At 43.5% G+C, this 18,902-nt stretch carries 16 protein-coding genes; 7 read left to right on the top strand and 9 right to left on the bottom strand.

What is annotated here, in order from left to right:
• Positions 1 to 123: 123 nt before the first annotated feature.
• Positions 124 to 2,406 carry an accessory Sec system translocase SecA2 gene (secA2, locus tag BLS15_RS16015; protein WP_036667079.1) on the bottom strand — a complete coding sequence of 761 codons (2,283 nt, stop codon included), beginning with the start codon at positions 2,404 to 2,406 and terminating at the stop codon, positions 124 to 126.
• Positions 2,407 to 3,102: 696 nt separating this feature from the next.
• On the opposite strand from secA2, the gene BLS15_RS29040 reads away from it, so the two are divergent.
• Complete coding sequence (locus BLS15_RS29040) at positions 3,103 to 3,267, top strand: hypothetical protein (RefSeq protein WP_155987267.1); 165 nt, start codon at positions 3,103 to 3,105, stop codon at positions 3,265 to 3,267.
• 224 nt (positions 3,268 to 3,491) lie between these two features.
• On the opposite strand, the gene BLS15_RS16005 is transcribed toward BLS15_RS29040, so the two are convergent.
• The gene (locus BLS15_RS16005; RefSeq protein ID WP_028532485.1) at positions 3,492 to 3,911 is read right to left on the bottom strand and encodes a hypothetical protein; all 420 of its coding nucleotides are present in this window, start codon (positions 3,909 to 3,911) and stop codon (positions 3,492 to 3,494) included.
• Between the two features lie 294 nt (positions 3,912 to 4,205).
• Between BLS15_RS16005 and wecB the strand changes: the two genes are divergently transcribed.
• From wecB to BLS15_RS15990, 3 genes are all read left to right on the top strand, one after another.
• Positions 4,206 to 5,363 carry a non-hydrolyzing UDP-N-acetylglucosamine 2-epimerase gene (wecB, locus tag BLS15_RS16000; RefSeq protein ID WP_028532486.1) on the top strand — a complete coding sequence of 386 codons (1,158 nt, stop codon included), beginning with the start codon at positions 4,206 to 4,208 and terminating at the stop codon, positions 5,361 to 5,363.
• Positions 5,364 to 5,582: 219 nt separating this feature from the next.
• Positions 5,583 to 6,743, top strand: coding sequence for an acyltransferase family protein (locus tag BLS15_RS15995; RefSeq protein WP_090512462.1), 1,161 nt, complete (start codon positions 5,583 to 5,585; stop codon positions 6,741 to 6,743).
• Positions 6,744 to 7,124: 381 nt separating this feature from the next.
• Positions 7,125 to 7,778, top strand: a complete 654-nt coding sequence (locus BLS15_RS15990) for an MFS transporter (RefSeq protein WP_175460787.1) — start codon at positions 7,125 to 7,127, stop codon at positions 7,776 to 7,778.
• 309 nt (positions 7,779 to 8,087) lie between these two features.
• Here the strand turns inward: BLS15_RS15990 and BLS15_RS15985 are convergent, their stop codons facing one another.
• Positions 8,088 to 8,429 (bottom strand): cupin domain-containing protein, encoded by a 342-nt coding sequence (locus BLS15_RS15985; protein ID WP_028532489.1) that lies wholly within the window; start codon positions 8,427 to 8,429, stop codon positions 8,088 to 8,090.
• A gap of 318 nt (positions 8,430 to 8,747) precedes the next feature.
• On the opposite strand from BLS15_RS15985, the gene BLS15_RS15980 reads away from it, so the two are divergent.
• On the top strand, positions 8,748 to 9,128 hold the full coding sequence (locus BLS15_RS15980) for a VOC family protein (RefSeq protein ID WP_028532490.1): 381 nt from the start codon (positions 8,748 to 8,750) through the stop codon (positions 9,126 to 9,128).
• A 157-nt stretch (positions 9,129 to 9,285) separates the two neighbouring features.
• Positions 9,286 to 10,506: a GNAT family N-acetyltransferase gene (locus tag BLS15_RS15975; RefSeq protein ID WP_021254863.1), complete on the top strand. Its 1,221-nt coding sequence runs from the start codon at positions 9,286 to 9,288 to the stop codon at positions 10,504 to 10,506.
• 87 nt (positions 10,507 to 10,593) lie between these two features.
• Here BLS15_RS15975 and BLS15_RS15970 read toward each other — a convergent pair whose 3' ends face one another.
• From BLS15_RS15970 to BLS15_RS15955, 4 genes are all read right to left on the bottom strand, one after another.
• Positions 10,594 to 11,526: a phosphotransferase gene (locus BLS15_RS15970; RefSeq protein ID WP_021254862.1), complete on the bottom strand. Its 933-nt coding sequence runs from the start codon at positions 11,524 to 11,526 to the stop codon at positions 10,594 to 10,596.
• Between the two features lie 28 nt (positions 11,527 to 11,554).
• The gene (locus BLS15_RS15965; protein ID WP_021254861.1) at positions 11,555 to 12,235 is read right to left on the bottom strand and encodes a YdeI/OmpD-associated family protein; all 681 of its coding nucleotides are present in this window, start codon (positions 12,233 to 12,235) and stop codon (positions 11,555 to 11,557) included.
• Positions 12,236 to 12,346: 111 nt separating this feature from the next.
• Complete coding sequence (locus BLS15_RS15960; protein WP_090512458.1) at positions 12,347 to 13,864, bottom strand: serine hydrolase domain-containing protein; 1,518 nt, start codon at positions 13,862 to 13,864, stop codon at positions 12,347 to 12,349.
• Positions 13,861 to 14,460 carry a DUF2087 domain-containing protein gene (locus BLS15_RS15955; protein WP_028532493.1) on the bottom strand — a complete coding sequence of 200 codons (600 nt, stop codon included), beginning with the start codon at positions 14,458 to 14,460 and terminating at the stop codon, positions 13,861 to 13,863. Before BLS15_RS15955 ends, BLS15_RS15960 begins: the two co-directional genes overlap by 4 nt.
• A gap of 227 nt (positions 14,461 to 14,687) precedes the next feature.
• Between BLS15_RS15955 and BLS15_RS15950 the strand changes: the two genes are divergently transcribed.
• The gene (locus tag BLS15_RS15950; RefSeq protein WP_028532494.1) at positions 14,688 to 15,608 is read left to right on the top strand and encodes a GNAT family N-acetyltransferase; all 921 of its coding nucleotides are present in this window, start codon (positions 14,688 to 14,690) and stop codon (positions 15,606 to 15,608) included.
• Between the two features lie 98 nt (positions 15,609 to 15,706).
• On the opposite strand, the gene BLS15_RS15945 is transcribed toward BLS15_RS15950, so the two are convergent.
• On the bottom strand, positions 15,707 to 16,519 hold the full coding sequence (locus BLS15_RS15945; protein WP_254777359.1) for an alpha/beta fold hydrolase: 813 nt from the start codon (positions 16,517 to 16,519) through the stop codon (positions 15,707 to 15,709).
• Between the two features lie 186 nt (positions 16,520 to 16,705).
• Positions 16,706 to 18,877 carry a 1,3-beta-galactosyl-N-acetylhexosamine phosphorylase gene (gene gnpA, locus BLS15_RS15940; protein WP_090512454.1) on the bottom strand — a complete coding sequence of 724 codons (2,172 nt, stop codon included), beginning with the start codon at positions 18,875 to 18,877 and terminating at the stop codon, positions 16,706 to 16,708.
• Positions 18,878 to 18,902 lie beyond the last annotated feature (25 nt).

The following is an 18,902-nucleotide window of genomic DNA, read 5'->3' as shown; positions in this document are numbered from 1 at the left end:
GCAGCCGACACCAATCAGAGAAGAACTGCTTTTTAGTTTTTCTTTGTAATCAAAACAAGCGGAAGCGCGCTGCTTCACTTGAATGTGAACAACATCACTTCCGCTTATATTGAACTTAAAACCTTAAAACAAACTCACTCGATTCGGGAAAAATTGATCCGTTATCGTATATGTCCACGTTGCAGAAGGAATCTTCAAATCCTCATCATTAAAATGAAGCTCGATGCATCCCGAATCGATGTTGGAAAAATGATCGAGCACTCTCTGCACTATGTCCCCATCAATCTGCTCAAATGCTGCGATGACGAGTCGGTTGTACTCATCCAACGGATTGTTATTTCCGAGGCTCTCCAAATGGATGCCTTCCTTCACATAGGCGACATACGCCAAATGGTCTGCCCAGCATTGATCCATGATTGCCAGAAGCACTTGTCTCTCAGCAGCATGGACTCTTGACGTTCCGAATTGTTCACACAGTTGCCTGTAACGCTCTGGTGCATAATCAGCAATAATGTTAGGTCGTTGTCTCCCATGCAGGATTTCATTGCGTCGATTGAACAAGATCATTCGCTGCTGCTCCAATAAATCTGCGTATTTGTTCAACGTCTTCTTCATATCCAGATGCTGTCCATCCACAACTCGCTGTACATGCTCAATCAACTGCAAGATTCGGGAATCATTCAAGGGCTCGTCCTGCCTGCGAGCAAGGAGATCATGCGGCAGTACCTCAGCAAGGTCATAGCGAATGAATAGATCATCCTCCAAGCTAATCATGTAACGTGAAGTTCCTGGATCCCCCTGACGTCCCGCTCTCCCTCTTAGTTGATTATCAATTCTCGCATTCTCATGTACATTCGTTCCAATTACATAAAGGCCGCCCAGACTCGTCACCTTCTTATATTCTTCCAAGCTTCCGCCGCCTAGGACGATATCTACTCCCCTGCCTGCCATATTCGTGGACACCGTAACTGCCCCAAGCATTCCTGCCTTGGAGATAAGCGCAGCTTCTTCCCAGTCGTTGTATGCATTCAGAACTTGACAGGTCACTCCAGCCCTACGCAGTGCTTCTGCATATTCATTCGACTCCTCGACGCTGGACGTTCCGATCAGGATGGGTCTCCCTGTCTGATGGACAGCCCTAACTTGATCCACAATGGCTTGCTGCTTCGCAGCTCGATGGGTAAATACCATATGCGGCTCATCTACTCTTCGACTGGTCTTGTTGGGCGGAATGGAGATCACTTGGAACCCGTACATGTCCATGAACTCCTGAGCAGCCAACTGTGCCGTAGCCGTCATGCCGCATTTCTTTGGATACAAATGAAGCAGATGCTGTAGCGTAATGGTGCCTAGTATCTGACCATTCGCTCGTATGTCCAATCCTTCCTTCGCTTCTACCGCTGCCTGCAGCCCATCCGGCCAATGCCTGTGCTGTGCGATTCGACCCGTACATTCATCAATGAGCTGGACTCGCCCATCCCTCACAATATAATGAACATTTCTCTTCAAGAGCGCCTCAGCATGCAGCGCGCATTGCAGCATGGTCAGTACGTTTATATTGTGATCCTCGTATAAATTGCCGCAACCAAGTGTGGCTTCGACTTTATCGATGCCATAGTCTGTAGCGTATACATTGCGAAACTCCTTGTCTGTCTCATAATCTACTCCAGAGATGAGCTGCTTAACAATGCCTGCATAAGACACCGCCTCCCGCTTCGAAACTCCCCTCTCACCCGCAATGACCAAAGGGACTCTCGCCTCATCAAGCAGAATCGAGTCAGCTTCATCAACTAATGCAGCATGAAATGGGCGCTGGACGAGTTGCTCTGTGTCCCTAACCAGCGAATCCTTCAAGTAGTCATAACCTGCCTGCTTGGCTGTCAAATACGTTATGTCAGCAGCGTATGCTCGCTTTCTATCCTCAGAATTGCGCCCCTCCGTAATACAGCCAACTGTCACGCCTAAATATTCATAAATAGGTCTCGTCCATTCTGCATCTCTGTTGGATAAATAATTATTAAATGTAAGAACATGTACCCCGCGCCCTGACAAAGCATGCAAAAAGGCGGGGAGAACGGCGGCTAACGTTTTACCCTCACCAGTTTGCATTTCAATGATGCAGCCTTCATGTAAAGCCATGCCTGCGAGCCATTGCACGTCATATATTCGGATTCCCTTCACTCTCCATGCGGCCTCATCAACCAGTCCCGCTGCCTCTATGACATCACGAGCCGATGCTACTCCTTCTCTAACCCTCATTTTCATCGTTTTCGCACGCTGCTTGATTTCCGAATCACTCCATGCTTGTGCATGAATCTTCCTCATCTCTATCACTTGCTCCAAGTAAGGTATCAAGTTTCGATTGCGATATTTCTCGCTCCATCTCTCAAACCATTTACTTGTCATTCTCGTACTCCTCCTTACATTGAGCGTTTCTATCCGCACAAAAGGAGGTGTGTGTCAGGATCCTTCCAAAGGTGGTAACGAACAAGAATCAACTGATTTCGAATACGAACAAATTCATATCCCTGTACAAGATGATTAGAGAGTGGCCGGTCATCGCCTTGTTGCTCTACAGTGACATGTACCTTGCCTAGATATAGAAAGCTCTCCATGAAGAGAAACACACAGTTCCGCACACGTTCGAAGTCGAGATCGCCTGCTAGCAAGCGTTGAAACATGACATATATTCGAATGAGATAGTCGATTTCTTGAGCATGATTAACTTGGTTCATCATCTAACCTCGTCTTACATCCATATTTTACCTTGTAAAGAGTGTATCTATTTCTCTCTCCCGCGTCAAAGAGAAGTTGAGTTCCTTGCGGGATATTCGCAGTTAATCTAAAGCGAATATTCAAATTGACTACCTAAAAAGAGATGAATTGTATCTTAAATAAATGCAAGTTTTTCAGTGGCCACCTACAGCAAAGGAATATTTTCATTTACACAAAATTCTTGACGCTACCATGAAAACTATGTAGAAAATCATTTTGTATAGGAACCTCTCTTCGTACCTTTACTCTAGCTTTCCTATTTTTTATAATATATTTTCTGAAAATGTGCTAGAATCTGAATCCTTGTGAAATTGAGGAGGGGTTAATTTGAATAAAAAAAATATCTTTTTGGGGTTAGTGGTTCTAGTTATTGCTATTATGGGTTTTATTATTTCTCGGACACAAGTTGGAACATTCCAAGTGATTTTTAATATTTTTGCAATTCTAGTAATTATCCTGATTTCTCTTCTGTTTTTTAGAAAAAAATCTTAAAGCTGACGTGAATATTAGTAACGTATTGCTTTACCAAGCGTTTCAAGAAGCGTACAACAAGCGAAAAAACCACCGAGACTAGGTTGGGCCCTTAATCGGTGGCTTTTCGTTGAAAAGTAGAATATACTCGCCGTGGTTGCCCACTGGCTCTTTTGTTAAAGGAGCTAATCTTGCAGGAGCCCAATTCCCACAAAGGGAGATAACGGGCTTCAACAGAATTAATTTTAGTAGGAGATGTATGCTGTTCCTTTTGTTGTTTTATTACCTTTGTTTTGAGCCTCTACACGGTATTTCTTATTTGTATCAACTGGAACATTTTCAAACACAGGTTCCTTCTCATCATGGTTTCCACTCACTGTCGCATAGTCTACTAATTTATCAGTCTTGTCCTCATAAAGCCAATATTTAATTTTTGTTTTTCCGTTACTGGATTGCTTCACCGTTAAAGTTAATCTGTCACCAGATGGATAGAATGCGCTAGAATCCTCTGTATCATCTGCACTGACTTCAAAATGCCACGTGTAATTTGCAGCATTAACAGAGCTTTTAGCTTGAGCCACATTTGAAATAGATGGTTGTGCATATGCTGGGATAGCCATCAAGAGCGTAGCAGCCGCAGTCATAAGAACTAATGATTTTTTCATTAAATGCCCCTCCTAATTTAATGTTGTTTGCATCAAAATGTTTGAAGTGTACTACTGAAGTTGAGTTTATTGTAGCTATAAATAAAACAAATAAATAGGGGAGTATCATTACTATTTCTAGTGGTAAAATGACTAGTTCTGCGCAAAAAAAAGACAGCATTAATTGTTGTCCCTTATACGTTATGTATGCCGTTAAATGCTATATAGGGAAGCATACTCCTTACATATGACTTCCATTTCGACCCATGGTAATATGAGGAATGTAGGTTGAATTCTTTAGAGGGGGACTTTCCATTGGAGACAAAGAAAAAAATCATGGTCATCTTCGGAACGAGACCGGAAGCGACGAAGATGTGCCCAGTCGTTCAACAGTTGAAGCAGCATTCCGATTGGTTCGATACCAAGGTTGTCGTCACGGGACAGCATCGAGAGCAGCTCTATCAGGCACTCTCTCATTTCTCGTTATCACCGGATGTTGACTTAAGCTTAATGAAGGAAAATCAATCGCTAGCCTACTTCACCTCTGCTGCAATCGCAGGGCTGGATAATATCATTTCAGAAGATAGACCGGATATGATTCTTGTTCATGGCGACACGCAAACGGCGATGTGCGGCGGACTAGCGGCCTTCTTTCACAAAATCCCTGTCGGGCATGTAGAAGCAGGCTTGCGTTCCCATAACAAATACTCCCCGTGGCCAGAGGAGGTCAATCGCAGAATTGTAGATGTCGTAACCGATCTGCTGTTCGCGCCTACCTCAGTTGGGAAGGACAATTTACTTCGTGAAGGGTACGATGCTGGGCATATTTATATAACGGGGCAAACGGCTGTAGATGCTGCGCTGCAGACATACCAAGAGGATTATACATTCCATGAAGCTTCATTAAATGAGCTGATTCACCACCGCGGAAGACTTATTACGGTTACTGCTCATCGCCGGGAGAACTATGGGGAACCGATGCAGCACATGTTCCAAGCGATTCGTCGACTTGTAGACGAACATCCTGATACGGCTGTCATTTATCCTGTCCATATGAGCCCAGTCGTGCGGGATGCAGCACATACTCTACTGTCTGGACATGAACGGATTCACTTGCTGAACACATTGGAGTATCCAGATATGATTAACCTGCTTGCTCGCTCTTATCTCATAATGAGTGATTCCGGTGGTCTGCAGGAGGAGACAACGGTATTCAACAAGCCACTTGTGCTGATGCGGGATACAACGGAACGACCTGAGGCCGTAGCCGCCAATATGGTCGCGCTAGCCGGAACAGAGGAAGACACGATTTTCAACATTGCCAACCGACTGCTTGCGAATGAGCAGGCCTACCAAGACATGACCAAGTCTAGCAATCCGTTTGGTGATGGACAAGCTTCCAAGCGGATCGTGGACATCATTGCGCATCACTTCGGCTTTGCGTCGGAACTCCCAGCTCCATTCGAATGCTAGAGAACGAAGCATGATCTAACTGTTCCGAATTTATCGTGCCCCAAAGATAAGACATAGAATACCATCCAAGTTGTAGCCTTATAAAAAAGATTGATCATTAAAAACAAAGTATGCTTATTTAAAATAAACATTGATCATTTATAAAATTATTTTCCTGTAGTGGTGAAAAATACATTGCTATTATCTCAGTGTAACTTTTAATAGGAAAGGGGTTTATAGGTGAATAAAGAGAGCGATCGTTTATATTTCATCGATAATCTAAAAATAGCTTTAATTATGCTTGTAGTAGCTCACCATGCTGGACAAGCATATGGACCAGGTGGTTGGTGGTATTTTATGGATGATGAATCTATCAACTGGTTGGGCAGGTTTTTCTCTGTAAATGCAGCATTTTTTATGAGTATGTTTTTCTTTTTATCAGCCTATTTTCTCCCTCAATCAATCGCGAGAAAAGGGCCGAAACGGTTTTTAAAAGAACGGCTTATTAGAATTGGGATTCCATTACTACTTGGATTTCTCGTGATAATTCCTATTCTGATGTATTTATACTACATTAATTTCAGAAATTATGAACCCATCTCATATTTTCCTTACTATGTTAATATATTTTTTGGACTTGGTAATGAACCCTCGAACTGGTCCGGGCCATCATGGCCTGATATGCAATTTGGACATTTATGGTTTTTAGAGCATTTACTTGTGTATGCGGTTGTGTTTTCAGTCTGGACCTTCTTTACATCCAAGAAATCCACAAAAAAATTTGATGGAAACATTAAGGTTTATCAGATTCTCTCCTTGTGGTTGATCGTTAGTTTAGTGACTTTCATTACAAGGATATGGTTTCCTATTGATCATTGGACAGCTTTCGTAGGATTTATTCAAACAGAATTTGCACATGTACCACAGTATGTGAGTTTCTTTTGTTTAGGCATTATGGCCTATCATCGCAAATGGTTTTTAACTTTGAGTGCGAGAGTAGGATACATCTGGCTTATTATTGGAGTATTAATAGTAACTATTTTGTATTTTGGAGGGAATACGGTAGATCCTTTTCTTTTAAAAGGGGGGCCAAACTTCGGTTCGTTGACTCGATCATTAATTGAGACGTTACTGTGTATTTCGCTTGTAATCGGTCTTCTAATTTTATTTAGAGAAAAAATTAACGGCACTAATCGTTGGTCAAAGAGGTTATCAAACAATGTATTTGTTGTTTATTTCATCCATGTGCCAGTAGTTGTGTTCCTTCAATATACATTGAATGACCTACCAATACCGGTCATGGCTAAATTTCTTATAACGGCATTTTTAGGAATCATTCTAAGTTTTTTGCTAAGTCATTTTGTATGGCGAAAGATTCCATACCTCAAAAAAATGATGTAAAGGAAATAAACTTTAGATAAATGGAAAAGCCAGCATTATTGTTAGCTATTGTCTTAGTAGGATAATGAGTAAAAATAATGATTTTTGTTCAACTAACGGAGGCGTTAGTTTATTTATGAACGAAACTGTATTATTTGATAGAGTGACAAAGTATTTAATACAAAAATACAATTGCCACTCATATAGTAGGGGTGATTTTACTGAAGAAAGTGACTTGGACATTGATATTGCAAGGAGGATATTCTATGGGTCTAGCAGATTGATTAATCAGATTTTAAATAAGAGGAGGGTAGTAAATCCGGTAGTTTATTACTTGTTTCAATGTTATTTATTTTACTTATAAAATACCGAAATGTACGTAAGGAAACGGATGATAAGCCCATGAAGGGAAAACAGAAACTGAAGAGTTTCATTCGGGATTCCCAAGAAGGTGTAAAGTACCTCTATGCTAATGGAGCTCAAATTGTATCGACGATTTCAGCTTTGGTTCTCGGATTTTCAACCAGTTTTATTGTGCTTAGTGTTACCATTCATTCTAAATATTCTCTCCATTTTTCAGAAGAGTATATTGGAATACTATTATCTTGTGCTGGTATAGGTAATGTCGTTGGCGTACTTATAATGAACAAATTTAAAAATGCAAACTGGTTATATCTTCTCAGTACTTTAATGATTATATCTTCATTTGGTATTTTATTATTGATATCAAATTCATTTATCACCATGTGTTTCGGAATGATAATCTTTGATGGGGCACTTTCTATGGCATTTGTTGTTCAGATAACTGTTCAACAGGGGATTACTCCAGACTATTTGATCGCCAGGGTTCGAAGTTCCATATACGTTTTTGGTGGAATTGCAGCAATGATAGCGACTATACTATCTGGTTTGATTTCTGAATGGAACTCTACGGCAGCATTGGCATTTGGATCATTGGTTTTATTAGTCAATGGCTTGTTTATTTTTAAATATAAAAAGCAAGGAGTAGCAATGGATAAAATCAGTCCAATTCATGCTACATCCAAAAGTAGCTGAATGATGGAAAGACTTATTCCGGGCGCAGACGACAAAAGGGTTTAGGGATAAGACCATTCAGAAAGCAAAAACCTCTACTATCCATATTGGGTTTCTCTGTTTTTGATAATAACCATTTATGGGGAAAGTTTGTGAATATATAAACTTAAACGATCGGGTGCTTTAGTTAAATAAGAAATGATCAAACTATTATATGAAAATTTATATTTAATCAAATAATAAACCGTTATTTTGATCAATCTCTTTTCAAAATAACGGTTTTTTGATCTCGGGGCACGAATCCATCGACAGCTTCATCCAACGCTTTGATCAAATATTTTGGGCGTAGCGCTCACTCGGCATTTTCGTCAACACGACATATAGACAGGAAACGGCATCTGTTCCGCTGCGGTAAGAGAAGCTCTCGTCACCAGTAATATGAAGGATGTCACCTTCAGCAACTCCTGTCTCCACGCCATCACTATTCACGATCCCGCTTCCATCCAGAACTAGAATATTGACGTTTGCTCCCGGATGACGATGTTTCGGCAATTCGGCTCCCGGACTGAAGTTCAGTACGAATATCACATTTTCCTCATCCTTATGAATAATTCGTTTCGTAAATTTGTTCTCTACATATTCTTGATACTCGGTCACGTGATTTTTCTGCATGAGTTCTCACTCTCCTGAATTTTAGTTTTAGTACCTTCATTACCCCATTCTAGACAAAGTCAATCCTTCAACTATCACGAAAGTATACACTCATACTCATGACTTCCCTTATGACTTTTTAGACTTCATCCCCACGTACTTCTATTATATTGAACTTGTTTACATACTTTGTGATTCCAATCACATTCAGGAATATCCAAATATACCGGCCTACGATAGAGGGTTGCTTACTTACTCACCTCCACTTGCATTCATTGCCTAAAAATTGTACGATCGATAAGAATTCAATCACAAAACGTTAGAATTGGAGAATGATCCATGATCAATCAAATCGGACAAGTTATGCTGTATGTCAATAATCAAGACCAAGCGGTGCAATTTTGGACAGAAAAAGTCGGATTCATTGTCGTGTCGGAAGATAACAACGGGCATGGAATGAAGTGGATTGAAATTGCTCCTGCACAAGGCGCACAGACATCCTTCGTGCTCCACAATAAGCAGCTTATTGCCGAAATGCAGCCAGAACTCAACCTAGGGACTCCTTCGATCATGCTATTCTCCGACAATCTCGATGCACTGTATGAAGATTTCAAGAACAAAGGCATTACAGTTGGTGATGTCGTGACAATGCCTAGTGCAAGGGTATTCAACTTTGCTGACGATGAGAATAACTACTTTGCCGTTATGGAACGAAAGTAAGCGATATGTCGCAGAATGCAGCGCCATCACATCCTGTGGTGGCGTTTTTTGTTTATTATCACAGACTCCAGAGTGCACACCATTGCATGATTGAAGCATGGGAAATTAGTGTAAGATAATATAAGGTGATTCATCCATGAAAAGGAGGTTCTCATTCATGAGCCGCCAAGAGCTGCAAGAGAGACTGAAAATGAGGGACGTTGAAATCCGCCACGGCGAGCAATTCAACGCTCTGCTGCGCTATGTATTCCAAGTGACCAATCATGATCTGCAGGCGCTTGGATGGGAGAATCGCGAAATCGCGCAAGCGAAGCTGCCCATACTGAAGCAGGCCGATGTACTAGGATGGTTCGATGGAGACAAGCTGATATCCCAACTCGCCGTGTATCCATTCCAAGTGAATATATTCGGTCAAATCTACGAAATGGGTGGATTAACAGGTGTCGGAACCTACCCAGAATACGCCAATCTTGGCTTAATGAATAAATTAATGCGTCAAGCACTGACGAACATGCGCAAGCGCAAGCAATCCGTGTCCTACTTATATCCTTACTCCATCCCGTATTACCGTCGCAAAGGCTGGGAAATCATCTCTGATAAAATCTCATTCGATGTGAAGGACACTCAGCTACCGAAGCTCAAGACAGTTCCTGGCAATGTCGAACGCGTCACCATTGAGCATCCTGATGTTCGCCAAGTCTATCATCGCTTCGCCCTGCTGACACACGGCGCTATGCTGCGCAACGATCTGGCATGGGAAGAATATCTCCGTTGGGATCTCGATGACATGACGGTCGCAGTCTATTATGACAGCAACCATGAACCGACAGGATATTTGCTCTATTGGATCGCTGAAGAAGTGTTCTATATGAAAGAAATGGTGTATGTCAATCAAGAGGCACGCAACGGGTTATGGAACTTTATTAGCGCACATTTCTCCATGGTGACCCGTGTAAAGGGACATATTTACACGGATGAGCCGCTTGCGTTCCTGCTCGAGGACAGCGATATTAAAGAAATTATTGCGCCATACTATATGGCACGAATCGTGGATATCGGATTGTTCCTGGAGCAGTATCCGTTCCAGCCGCAAGAAGCTGAATGCAGCTTCACCTTCGTACTTCATGATCCGATGCTGGAATGGAATCAGGGAGTATTTACATTAACGGTAGATGAGCAGGGCAACGGGCATCTTACCAAAGGCGGGAATCAGCGGGATGCTGAATTCGATATTCAAACCTTGACCACGATGCTTATGGGATACAAGCGCCCATCCTACTTGGCGAAAATCGGTCGATTCCAAGCCAACGAGGCCACCATCGACCTGCTGGAGAAGCTCATTATTCGGCAGATCCCATACTTCTCTGACTATTTCTAAATATACGAAGAAGAGAGCACATCCGGCTCCCCTACGAGTTCGGTGTGCTCTCTTTCGTTTATTGCTCATCTTCAATTGTCGTTGACATCACATTGGCAGATGCGCCTGCAGCATTCTCTTTACTTCGTAAATATCCGTTAAGGCCTGCGCTTCCTGATCCGAATATTTCTCACAAATCATTTTTACGAATACAAATCCGAATTCATGCAGCAATATCGCGAGAAACAGCTTATCGATAAATACTTCACGACTGCATCCTATCTCTCTCCTGAACAATTGAATCAGATCAGCATCAAAATCAAACAAGGAGAACAGGATTGGCGGGTACTCATATTCGGCAGGAGCGATCGTACTGTCTGCAAAGTCGATAATGAATAATTGGCCTTCATCATCCACCATCACATTTTCCGCTGTAATATCTCCATGTACGTATACGGGCTGGGATACCGGGCTTTGTGTCACGATTTCAGCAATTTGCGCCCGAATGGACTCTGAAAAGAAGTTCCATCTCGTATTGCGTACAACCCTCTGCTGTATTGCACTTGCATCGACTTGCTCCGAAGGCAACGTATTCAGCTTGTCCAAATTAGCAAGCAGCTGCTTCACGAACGCTTCCTTCTGGTTTAATGTCCAGCCTGAGAGCACCTTCCCCGCTTCCTGACCTTGAATAAAGTCCATGATGATGTATCGGAACAAATACTTATCTTGAATATAGGACGCTGCGATCACATTCGGTGCGTGGATGCCCTGCTGGATAGCACGTTCCATAGCAGTTATTTCTGCTTGATAATCCGCATCTGTATTCGCTCCGGATTCCTTGGGTGCAAATATCTTAATCACATAGCTGCCGGCACGAAATACCGCATTTGTACCCGGAGTTACATGGAATATATGCTCTGCCCAGCTCAGGTTTTCTTTTCGGTAGATGACTTCGATGAGCTGTCGAAAATCTTCAATCGATTGATACACCGCTCCCCATGAATCCCAGTTATGTATCTCTTTGGCAAAAGCGTGACTCATTGTCTCTCCCCCACAAACACATGATGCACTACTTATCCCGTCTGCGATACAAATCAAAAGATTTATATCCTTCGGCCAAGATCGCCTTCATTTCTTCAAGCCTTTTGTCCTGTGTTTCCTTCCGCTTAGCACTGTACACGTAACGCGCCCAGTCCTTTTGATATCCCGGTGTCAGGCTGTTGTAAAACTCCAGTTCCGCACTGCCTGCTAAATATGCCTGAATATCTGCAACATGCTCAACATAATCATCAACGCATTGGCTCTTTTTAGGAGATGCTGATTTGGCTGCTTTTTTGGCTTCGGACTTCAAGCCGATTACGGTAAAGACGTCATCCAAGCTGACCATCCGTGCGAATTTAATATCGCTGCTTCCTACATAGCCTTCCTCATTAACGAATCCGATGCTGAAGAAGCTGTCGCGTTCAATATATTGCTCGTATTTAGGATTATTTTTCTTCGGATAAGCGGTAAATAGATATCCCTTGCTGTTCAGCAACTGCTTATCGATAACCATTTGTACCAGCTCTGTAAATTGCTCTAGCGAGTAGATGAAGGCAAAAATAAGATCATAGCTGTCCCCCTTGATCGCAGTGTCATAATCCAACCCATCGAAGTCCGACATATCGTCAGGTTTGTTTAAGATTAATTTCATCGGGTATTTGTTCAAATTTAATTTATCAATGATGCTCTTCTTGGAGTTCTGGTTCATATCGTGTCATTTCCTTCCCTTATCGTGCTGTCCATAATTATACGCAATCACATCCATGATGCAAACGTTATGCCATCCGTAACTCAAGCCACACACTGCGCATACTACAAGCTACAAACTTTCCTTGTAACCAACGGCTATAAAGTTGGACAAATGAAAAGACACATTGATAGCAAATTCCAACTCAATCGACTGCGGCTGGAACTTCATGATATAGGTCACCACGTAAGGCGTTTCGATATAAAATAGCTTCGCTTGCAGGGTACATTCTCTCACCCAGGATGCATACACAACGACTTCCTGCAGGGACATGGATAGATCTTTGTAAAATACAGCCTTCGTACGCATCGGCTGCGCTGCGTTTATAGGCACAGCAATATCCCGCTCATCTCCATATAGCAAATAAAGCTGCACCGTCTCACTCTGATCATCGAAGCGAATTTGCTTCAATCCACTAGCATTCGGTTGCATGACGTACACATGCTGATGCAGTTCCGGCAGTTCCAGTACTTGTTGGGCATGCTTTCCCCCTACTGTATGCCGCGCTTCTCTGTGCAACGGAACCGTCCAAGACCAAGACTCAACGGAAGGCCACTGACTGGAAAAATCAATACTTAATGGATGACCCTCTTGCTGCACATCTGTATGCGGATGCTCCCGAGTATCACCACTGCTGTCAACTTCGTCAAGGAGATGTTCATAAATGAGATTCAAAAGTGTCTGCAGCATATCCATGGTCGGATAGCTAGCCGTCGCAGCAATGACAATCCCATCCTTCGGAGAGACAAAGCATAACTGACCGAATGCCCCGTCTGCTCGGAAGCAGCCGTCTCGACAGCGATGGAACTGATAGCCATAGCCCTGAGCCCAATCGATTCGATTGGTTCCTTTGCGATTATCGCTTTGCTCGCTTGTCGCCATCTGGATATATTGCTCTGACACGATGCGCTTTCCCTTGAACATGCCCTTGTTCAGCAGCATCTGACCGAATGCCGCTACGTCACTCGTCGTTAGACTCAGCCCCATCCCCCCAGCAGTAACTCCCATCGGACAGGTTTCCCATACAGGTCTAGCGATGCCTAACGGCTCGAATAATCGAGGCATGAGAAAGTCTACTAGATTCTGCCCCGTTACCCGCTCCAATATGGCAGACAGCATATAGGTCGAATGTGTACTATATTGAAATTGAGTACCCGGCTCATGATCCACCTCTTGCGCTAGAAATGCCTTGACCCAGTCCTGTTCCTTAGCCACAACAGGGTAGATATCACCCTCATGACCTGCTGTCATAGATAGCAGATGATGGATCGTCATCGCGGATAGTTTGTCGGATACTCGCTCTGGCAGCCGCTCGGGAAAGAATGAAATGACCAGATCGTCCAGACGAATGAATCCCATGTCCCATGCAATACCAACCGCAATGGAGGTCACACTTTTGCTTAAGGAATACAACAGTTGCGGACAATCCTTGCGATACGGCTCGCGCCAGAACTCTGCAATCGTAGAACCATGGTGACACACGATCAAACTATGAACCGGCAATTCGCCTTGCTCGATCTGATTGAAAAATCGCTGGATACTTGCAGATTTCCCACGGTATCCAGCAGAACAGTCGCTTCTCGTTCTCAAGCAAGATTCACCCACTTTGCCCACATTTCCTGCGGGTTCAGCTCGTAAATCTCCTTTTCTCGGAATAAAAATTGATGCATAATGAACTCCCGACGAATCGTTGCGAAATCCTCATGGTAGGCCTTAATGTATTCGTTGATTTCCTTCTCGCTATATCTGCGTCCCGACTCCAGATTAGTCACCATATGCTCTAGGATGATAAGCTTCTTCTTCAACTGAGACGGGATATTTTTGAGCTTGCCCTCTTTCGAGAAGAAATTGCGAATCACCGAATCCCTCAAACGCTGCTGCTCCTCATTCAACATCCCTATACCTCCATCAGCTCCGCGGTAAATAAGATTGATAGCCGCAGCAGCATTATTTTTTAGAAAATAATCATTTAATGAAAAATAAATCGTGTTCTTCTCTCTTCGTTCGTTGATAAGGCTCGCTTCGCGAAGCTTGGCCGCATGATGAGTAATCGTGGCAGGAGTAACCGACAGCTTCTCCGCTAACACCTGACCATTCCGCTCACCTTCCGCAAGCAGGATGAGCATCTTGACACGTGTTGGATCCGCCAACGCCTTATGATAGGCAACCACCTTGTCTAACTGCATACAGGCATTCACTCCTCCTCAACTTATTTAAGTAATGTTGCAGTATCCGTAGAGCATGCACGAATTAAACAATAATTTAATTAGATAATCATTAAATTAGATGGATATTAAAATAGATGATACACAATCGAGGGATATATTGTCAACCCAATTTTTGTATACTATAGTGGATGAGGAGCAGAACAACCTGCCAGCACAAAATTACTACTTACAGAGAGAGGTATTGAATGGAGCATACAACGACTGAATTGCAGATTCGTCATTTTCAGCAAGAGGACATGCCATTATTAGGGGAGTTATATCAATCTGTTACATCGCGTCCAGATGCGATATTTTGGTGGGTCGGCGAGGAAGCGAACTGGAGCAACGTGTATTGTGCCTTTGATCATGGCAAGATGGTTGCCAAGGGACAAGTCGGCATCATCAATATTGTACCGCCCGGTCGCGCTCAAGAGAACAAGCATGCCATTTACGTTAATATCAAAGCGATCCCAGAACGTGAGCATGATTATGTATTACTTGCCCGCATTTATGAGCTGCTGTACGCAAGAGCCGTTGAATTGAAGGCAACACTTCCTGCCGAATACGGAACGAGACTCTGTGTTGGTAATGATTCAACTGAAGAGGTGAACAGTCAATTCTTCCTGCAGCGTGGTTTCCGTCATCTGATTAGTCTATATCGTATGAAAAGAATGATAGAAGCACCTATCCCAGAATTGCAATTGCCTGAAGGTTATCAATTTTCTCATTGGAATTTGGATACAGATGAAGAAGCTCATGCCTATCTGGATATCGACACAGAAATTTGGCCAGATAATCCGCTTGGATTGGAAAGACTGAATGAATACAGGCAGTACCCGCTCTGGAATTCAATGGTTGTCCGCCAAGGGGATACCGTCGTCGCCGGTCTATTGACGTGGAAAGAAGACGATTATGCCCAAATCGAAAATGTATTCGTTCGCGAGCAATGGCGTGGACAGGGCCTTGCGAAGTTCCTGCTTGCTCAATCACTCCAATATGCGAAGTCTCATGACATACCACGTGCGAGCCTTGAGGTATTAACCGATAATCGAACAGCATTGCAATTGTATGAGTCGCTCGGATTTGAGCAGAAAGCAGAAGAAATTCGATATTGCATAGAGTTGTGATATAGGAGTCGCATTCTGTGCCATTTTTATAATTTATGTATAAAATCCCCGTAGAGTGGCTCGTTCATACCCATTCTACGGGGATTTGAGAGAATTGCTCAACTTTTACTCTCCTCTAGCATATTCATGATTTCCTCTACTACGATCTCAGGTTCATCATGATGAATGTAATGTCCGCTCTGATTGGCTATTCGAATCTTGCTTGACGTCGATAATCGCCGAAACTCGGATTGCAGCTTTTGTTCCATTTCTAATATTTCCATGTGAGGCCATCCTTCATGGTACTCATCGGGCAACCCTCTTATGATAATAGAGAGTGGAATGTCATATAGTTGTACATGTTCGGCAATTTGCTCATAGCTTCGTATCTTGTCGATTCGCTCACTATTCTGCAATGGGTTCATCAGATATTCCCTATTTTCCACAATCCGTTCTTTCGGAAGCACCTTTTCGTATGCCAACTCTTTGTATTCAGGCGCTGCATCTACCAGCACGATTCCACATATGTCTTGCGGATAAAGGCCTGCATATAATCTAGCGACTAAGCCGCCAAAGGAATGCCCCACCAATACATATGGAGGTTCTACGTTAAGCACTTGCAGCAATTCGGAAAGTTCTTCGACTAAACAACGACATGTTCGTGTTCCTGATACGGATTGGCTTCTGCCAATACCTGCTCTATCATAAGAAAAGGTCGACGCTGCTTTTGATATTCGATTCTGCACGATCTCCCATGTCTCACTGCTATCACCTAATCCGGCAATAAAAATGACGCTCGGCGTGCTGTTTCGCGACGAATATTTACTGTATAACTTTACATTGTCGCATACATGATAGGCTTCCATATATCTATCGCGCTCTTCACTCCTACCTTCCATCATGTCCATCCCTTTCTTTCGATGAATTCGCATTTTCAAAATTATAGACTTCATAAAAATATTATAGAATCAAGCGATCTGATTATTAATGGAGTGGCTGTAATGAATGTAGCAATAAGTGATGATGATGTCAGCCAAAAACAGGATTAGGCTGGAACAATTATCTCACTAATTGCCCAGCCTAATCTAATTGTTATTCAATTGTAATACGACGTAAACTTACATATCAAACCAACGCAATTCGCCGCCCTTGAGCTCCAATTCGAAGCTCTTGCCATTCGCGTACACAGTCGTGTTGCGCGGCTCTGCCGTGTTATTGACAACACAATACGTACCTGTTTCCGGATAGACATGGATTTCCGTATGGGCATCCGAACTAAACCAATTGTGCAATTCGTGATCCTTGCTGCATGACCATAATATTGCACGATGCAGTAAGCGGGCGTTCTCCGCACTATACGGCAGTCCACCGATATAGACAGATCGACCGCCGAAGTAGTTATTGACTGCAAAATGCACTTCTTTATCCTTGCAAGCTAAAATATCAGCGCTCGTTGCGTATACATTTTTCTTGCCTTCACCGAAGTTAATGTCACCATTCATATCGGCGGTAATAAAGTGAGACGGCTTTTCGTCCCAATTATATTTATCGTAGCCGAGGGTGAAGCCGCGCTCCAGCTCAACGCCAAGAGCATCGCCCAGCTGGAAGAAACGACCTTGATGTTGAACCGCAGAAGGTTCACCTACCCCGATAAAGCCGCCTCCGCCAGCAATAAATGCACGGATTTGCTCAACAATATACGGGTCTTTCCAGTTGTCACCGCCGGTATGTGCGGTGTCAGCGTCACCGACATTAATAATGACATCGATATCTTTTAGCAGCTGCGGCTGCTCACGAATGTCGTCAAAGCTAATGAACGATACATCAAAAGGAGCTCCGCTCAAAATTTCAATAATGCCCGAATAGCTGTAGTTTTGTTTCTGGTACAGCGCATGATGCACCATATGGCAGCCCCAAGAGCGCATTTTCCCCCAGCAGTTCAGAACGGCAACTTTAGCTAAGCACATCGGCTTCGTGCGTGCCTTCTCATATAAATCGCGGAATTCATCGGCAACTTGCGTTACATAATCAACAAAGTCTGGGAAGTCCAGCGCCAGCTTCAGGTAACCGCCATAGCCAATGCGATCTACAGGCTTACGCAAAATAGCTCGTCTTGCCGTTAACCAGTTCTCTTGAGCTTCCGCCGTTGGATTCCCGCCAGGATGGAACGTATCCGGGAAGAAGTATGGCAGGAAGCGCCCTTCTGTATATTTCACCCCAGGAATGTCGCTAATTAGACGCAGTGTTGAACCATTGCCGACGCTGCCGACGACTGCATCCAGCCCAATGGTCTTAAACTCATCCATATAAGGCTCAGTACCAATAAAGTGGTCCCCTAAGAACATCATCGCTTCGCGACCTTCTTCGTGGGTAATATCAACGAGCTCTTTAGCGAGCCCCGCCACTTCGCGACGTTGGAAGGCCATAAAGTCCAAGTATTGCTTTGACGGAATCCGATACTGGTTGTTGTAGTACCCTTCGTCAATAATATATTCCGGACGGAACTTATAGCCAACTTCACGCTCGAACTGTTCGAGAATATATGGGCTGACGCTCGCGGAATAGCCGTACCAGTCCACATATTTCTCCCGACGCAGTTCATCGAATATAAGCGTGAACTGATGGAAGAACGTTGTGAATCGTACTACATTTACATAAGGCTTGTCCCGCAAAAATTCACGAAGTCTGCCTTTGGAGTATTCCCGTGTCTTAGGCTGACGTACGTCAAACGTAATTTGTCGTTCGAAATCTTTCCAATCGTTCACGACGGCGTTGTACATATGAACGGGATCCCAAATCAGATAGGTTAAGAAGCTCACGCTATACTCATGGTAAGGTATCGTGTTCGTAATCATTACACAGCCGCTAGCTTCATCATAGCTCCAGAGATTCGTAGGTACGACCTCGCCAGTGGTACGATCGATAACTTCCCACCAACGGTAAATATCATCGCGGTTGTTGACTTGCAATAAGTCTTCGCTGATTCCCTCTAACAGACGGATGGAAAGTTCAGCGCCTGTGGCAGGAACAAATTTCGTTGAAATATAGCATTGCTGTACTTCATCTGGGTTTGCCTTCGCCCAATTGTTGTCTTTGCGGGTTGTATAGTAAGTAGCGTATACTTTCGCTCCACATTCTGCTAACTCTTGCGGGAAAGTTGTGCCGTCTGCATCGCGCACAGCATCAGCACCCCACAACTCCATCGTTTTCAGCGTTTCTCCTACGACATCAAGGTCGGTAGGGATGGTGAGGCGCCCTCTGCCTTGTTTGTTCTGGTTCTGCTCTCCCATTTGAAACATGCTCCTTCCACATATC

The sequence above is a fragment of the Paenibacillus sp. cl6col genome, assembly GCF_900102125.1.
Taxonomy (GTDB): Bacteria; Bacillota; Bacilli; order Paenibacillales; family Paenibacillaceae; genus Paenibacillus_B; species Paenibacillus_B suaedae.
This window is presented reverse-complemented; position numbering and strand designations above follow the sequence as displayed.

Bases quoted from the DNA above. Each gene is read 5' to 3' on its own strand.
- secA2 (WP_036667079.1), bottom strand. From the start codon at position 2,406: ATGACAAGTAAATGGTTTGAGAGATGGAGCGAGAAATATCGCAATCGA.
- BLS15_RS16005 (WP_028532485.1), bottom strand. From the start codon at position 3,911: ATGAAAAAATCATTAGTTCTTATGACTGCGGCTGCTACGCTCTTGATG.
- BLS15_RS15990 (WP_175460787.1), top strand. From the start codon at position 7,125: ATGAAGGGAAAACAGAAACTGAAGAGTTTCATTCGGGATTCCCAAGAA.
- BLS15_RS15985 (WP_028532489.1), bottom strand. From the start codon at position 8,429: ATGCAGAAAAATCACGTGACCGAGTATCAAGAATATGTAGAGAACAAA.
- BLS15_RS15980 (WP_028532490.1), top strand. From the start codon at position 8,748: ATGATCAATCAAATCGGACAAGTTATGCTGTATGTCAATAATCAAGAC.
- BLS15_RS15975 (WP_021254863.1), top strand. From the start codon at position 9,286: ATGAGCCGCCAAGAGCTGCAAGAGAGACTGAAAATGAGGGACGTTGAA.
- BLS15_RS15970 (WP_021254862.1), bottom strand. From the start codon at position 11,526: ATGAGTCACGCTTTTGCCAAAGAGATACATAACTGGGATTCATGGGGA.
- BLS15_RS15965 (WP_021254861.1), bottom strand. From the start codon at position 12,235: ATGAACCAGAACTCCAAGAAGAGCATCATTGATAAATTAAATTTGAAC.
- BLS15_RS15955 (WP_028532493.1), bottom strand. From the start codon at position 14,460: ATGCAGTTAGACAAGGTGGTTGCCTATCATAAGGCGTTGGCGGATCCA.
- BLS15_RS15950 (WP_028532494.1), top strand. From the start codon at position 14,688: ATGGAGCATACAACGACTGAATTGCAGATTCGTCATTTTCAGCAAGAG.
- BLS15_RS15945 (WP_254777359.1), bottom strand. From the start codon at position 16,519: ATGCGAATTCATCGAAAGAAAGGGATGGACATGATGGAAGGTAGGAGT.
- gnpA (WP_090512454.1), bottom strand. From the start codon at position 18,877: ATGGGAGAGCAGAACCAGAACAAACAAGGCAGAGGGCGCCTCACCATC.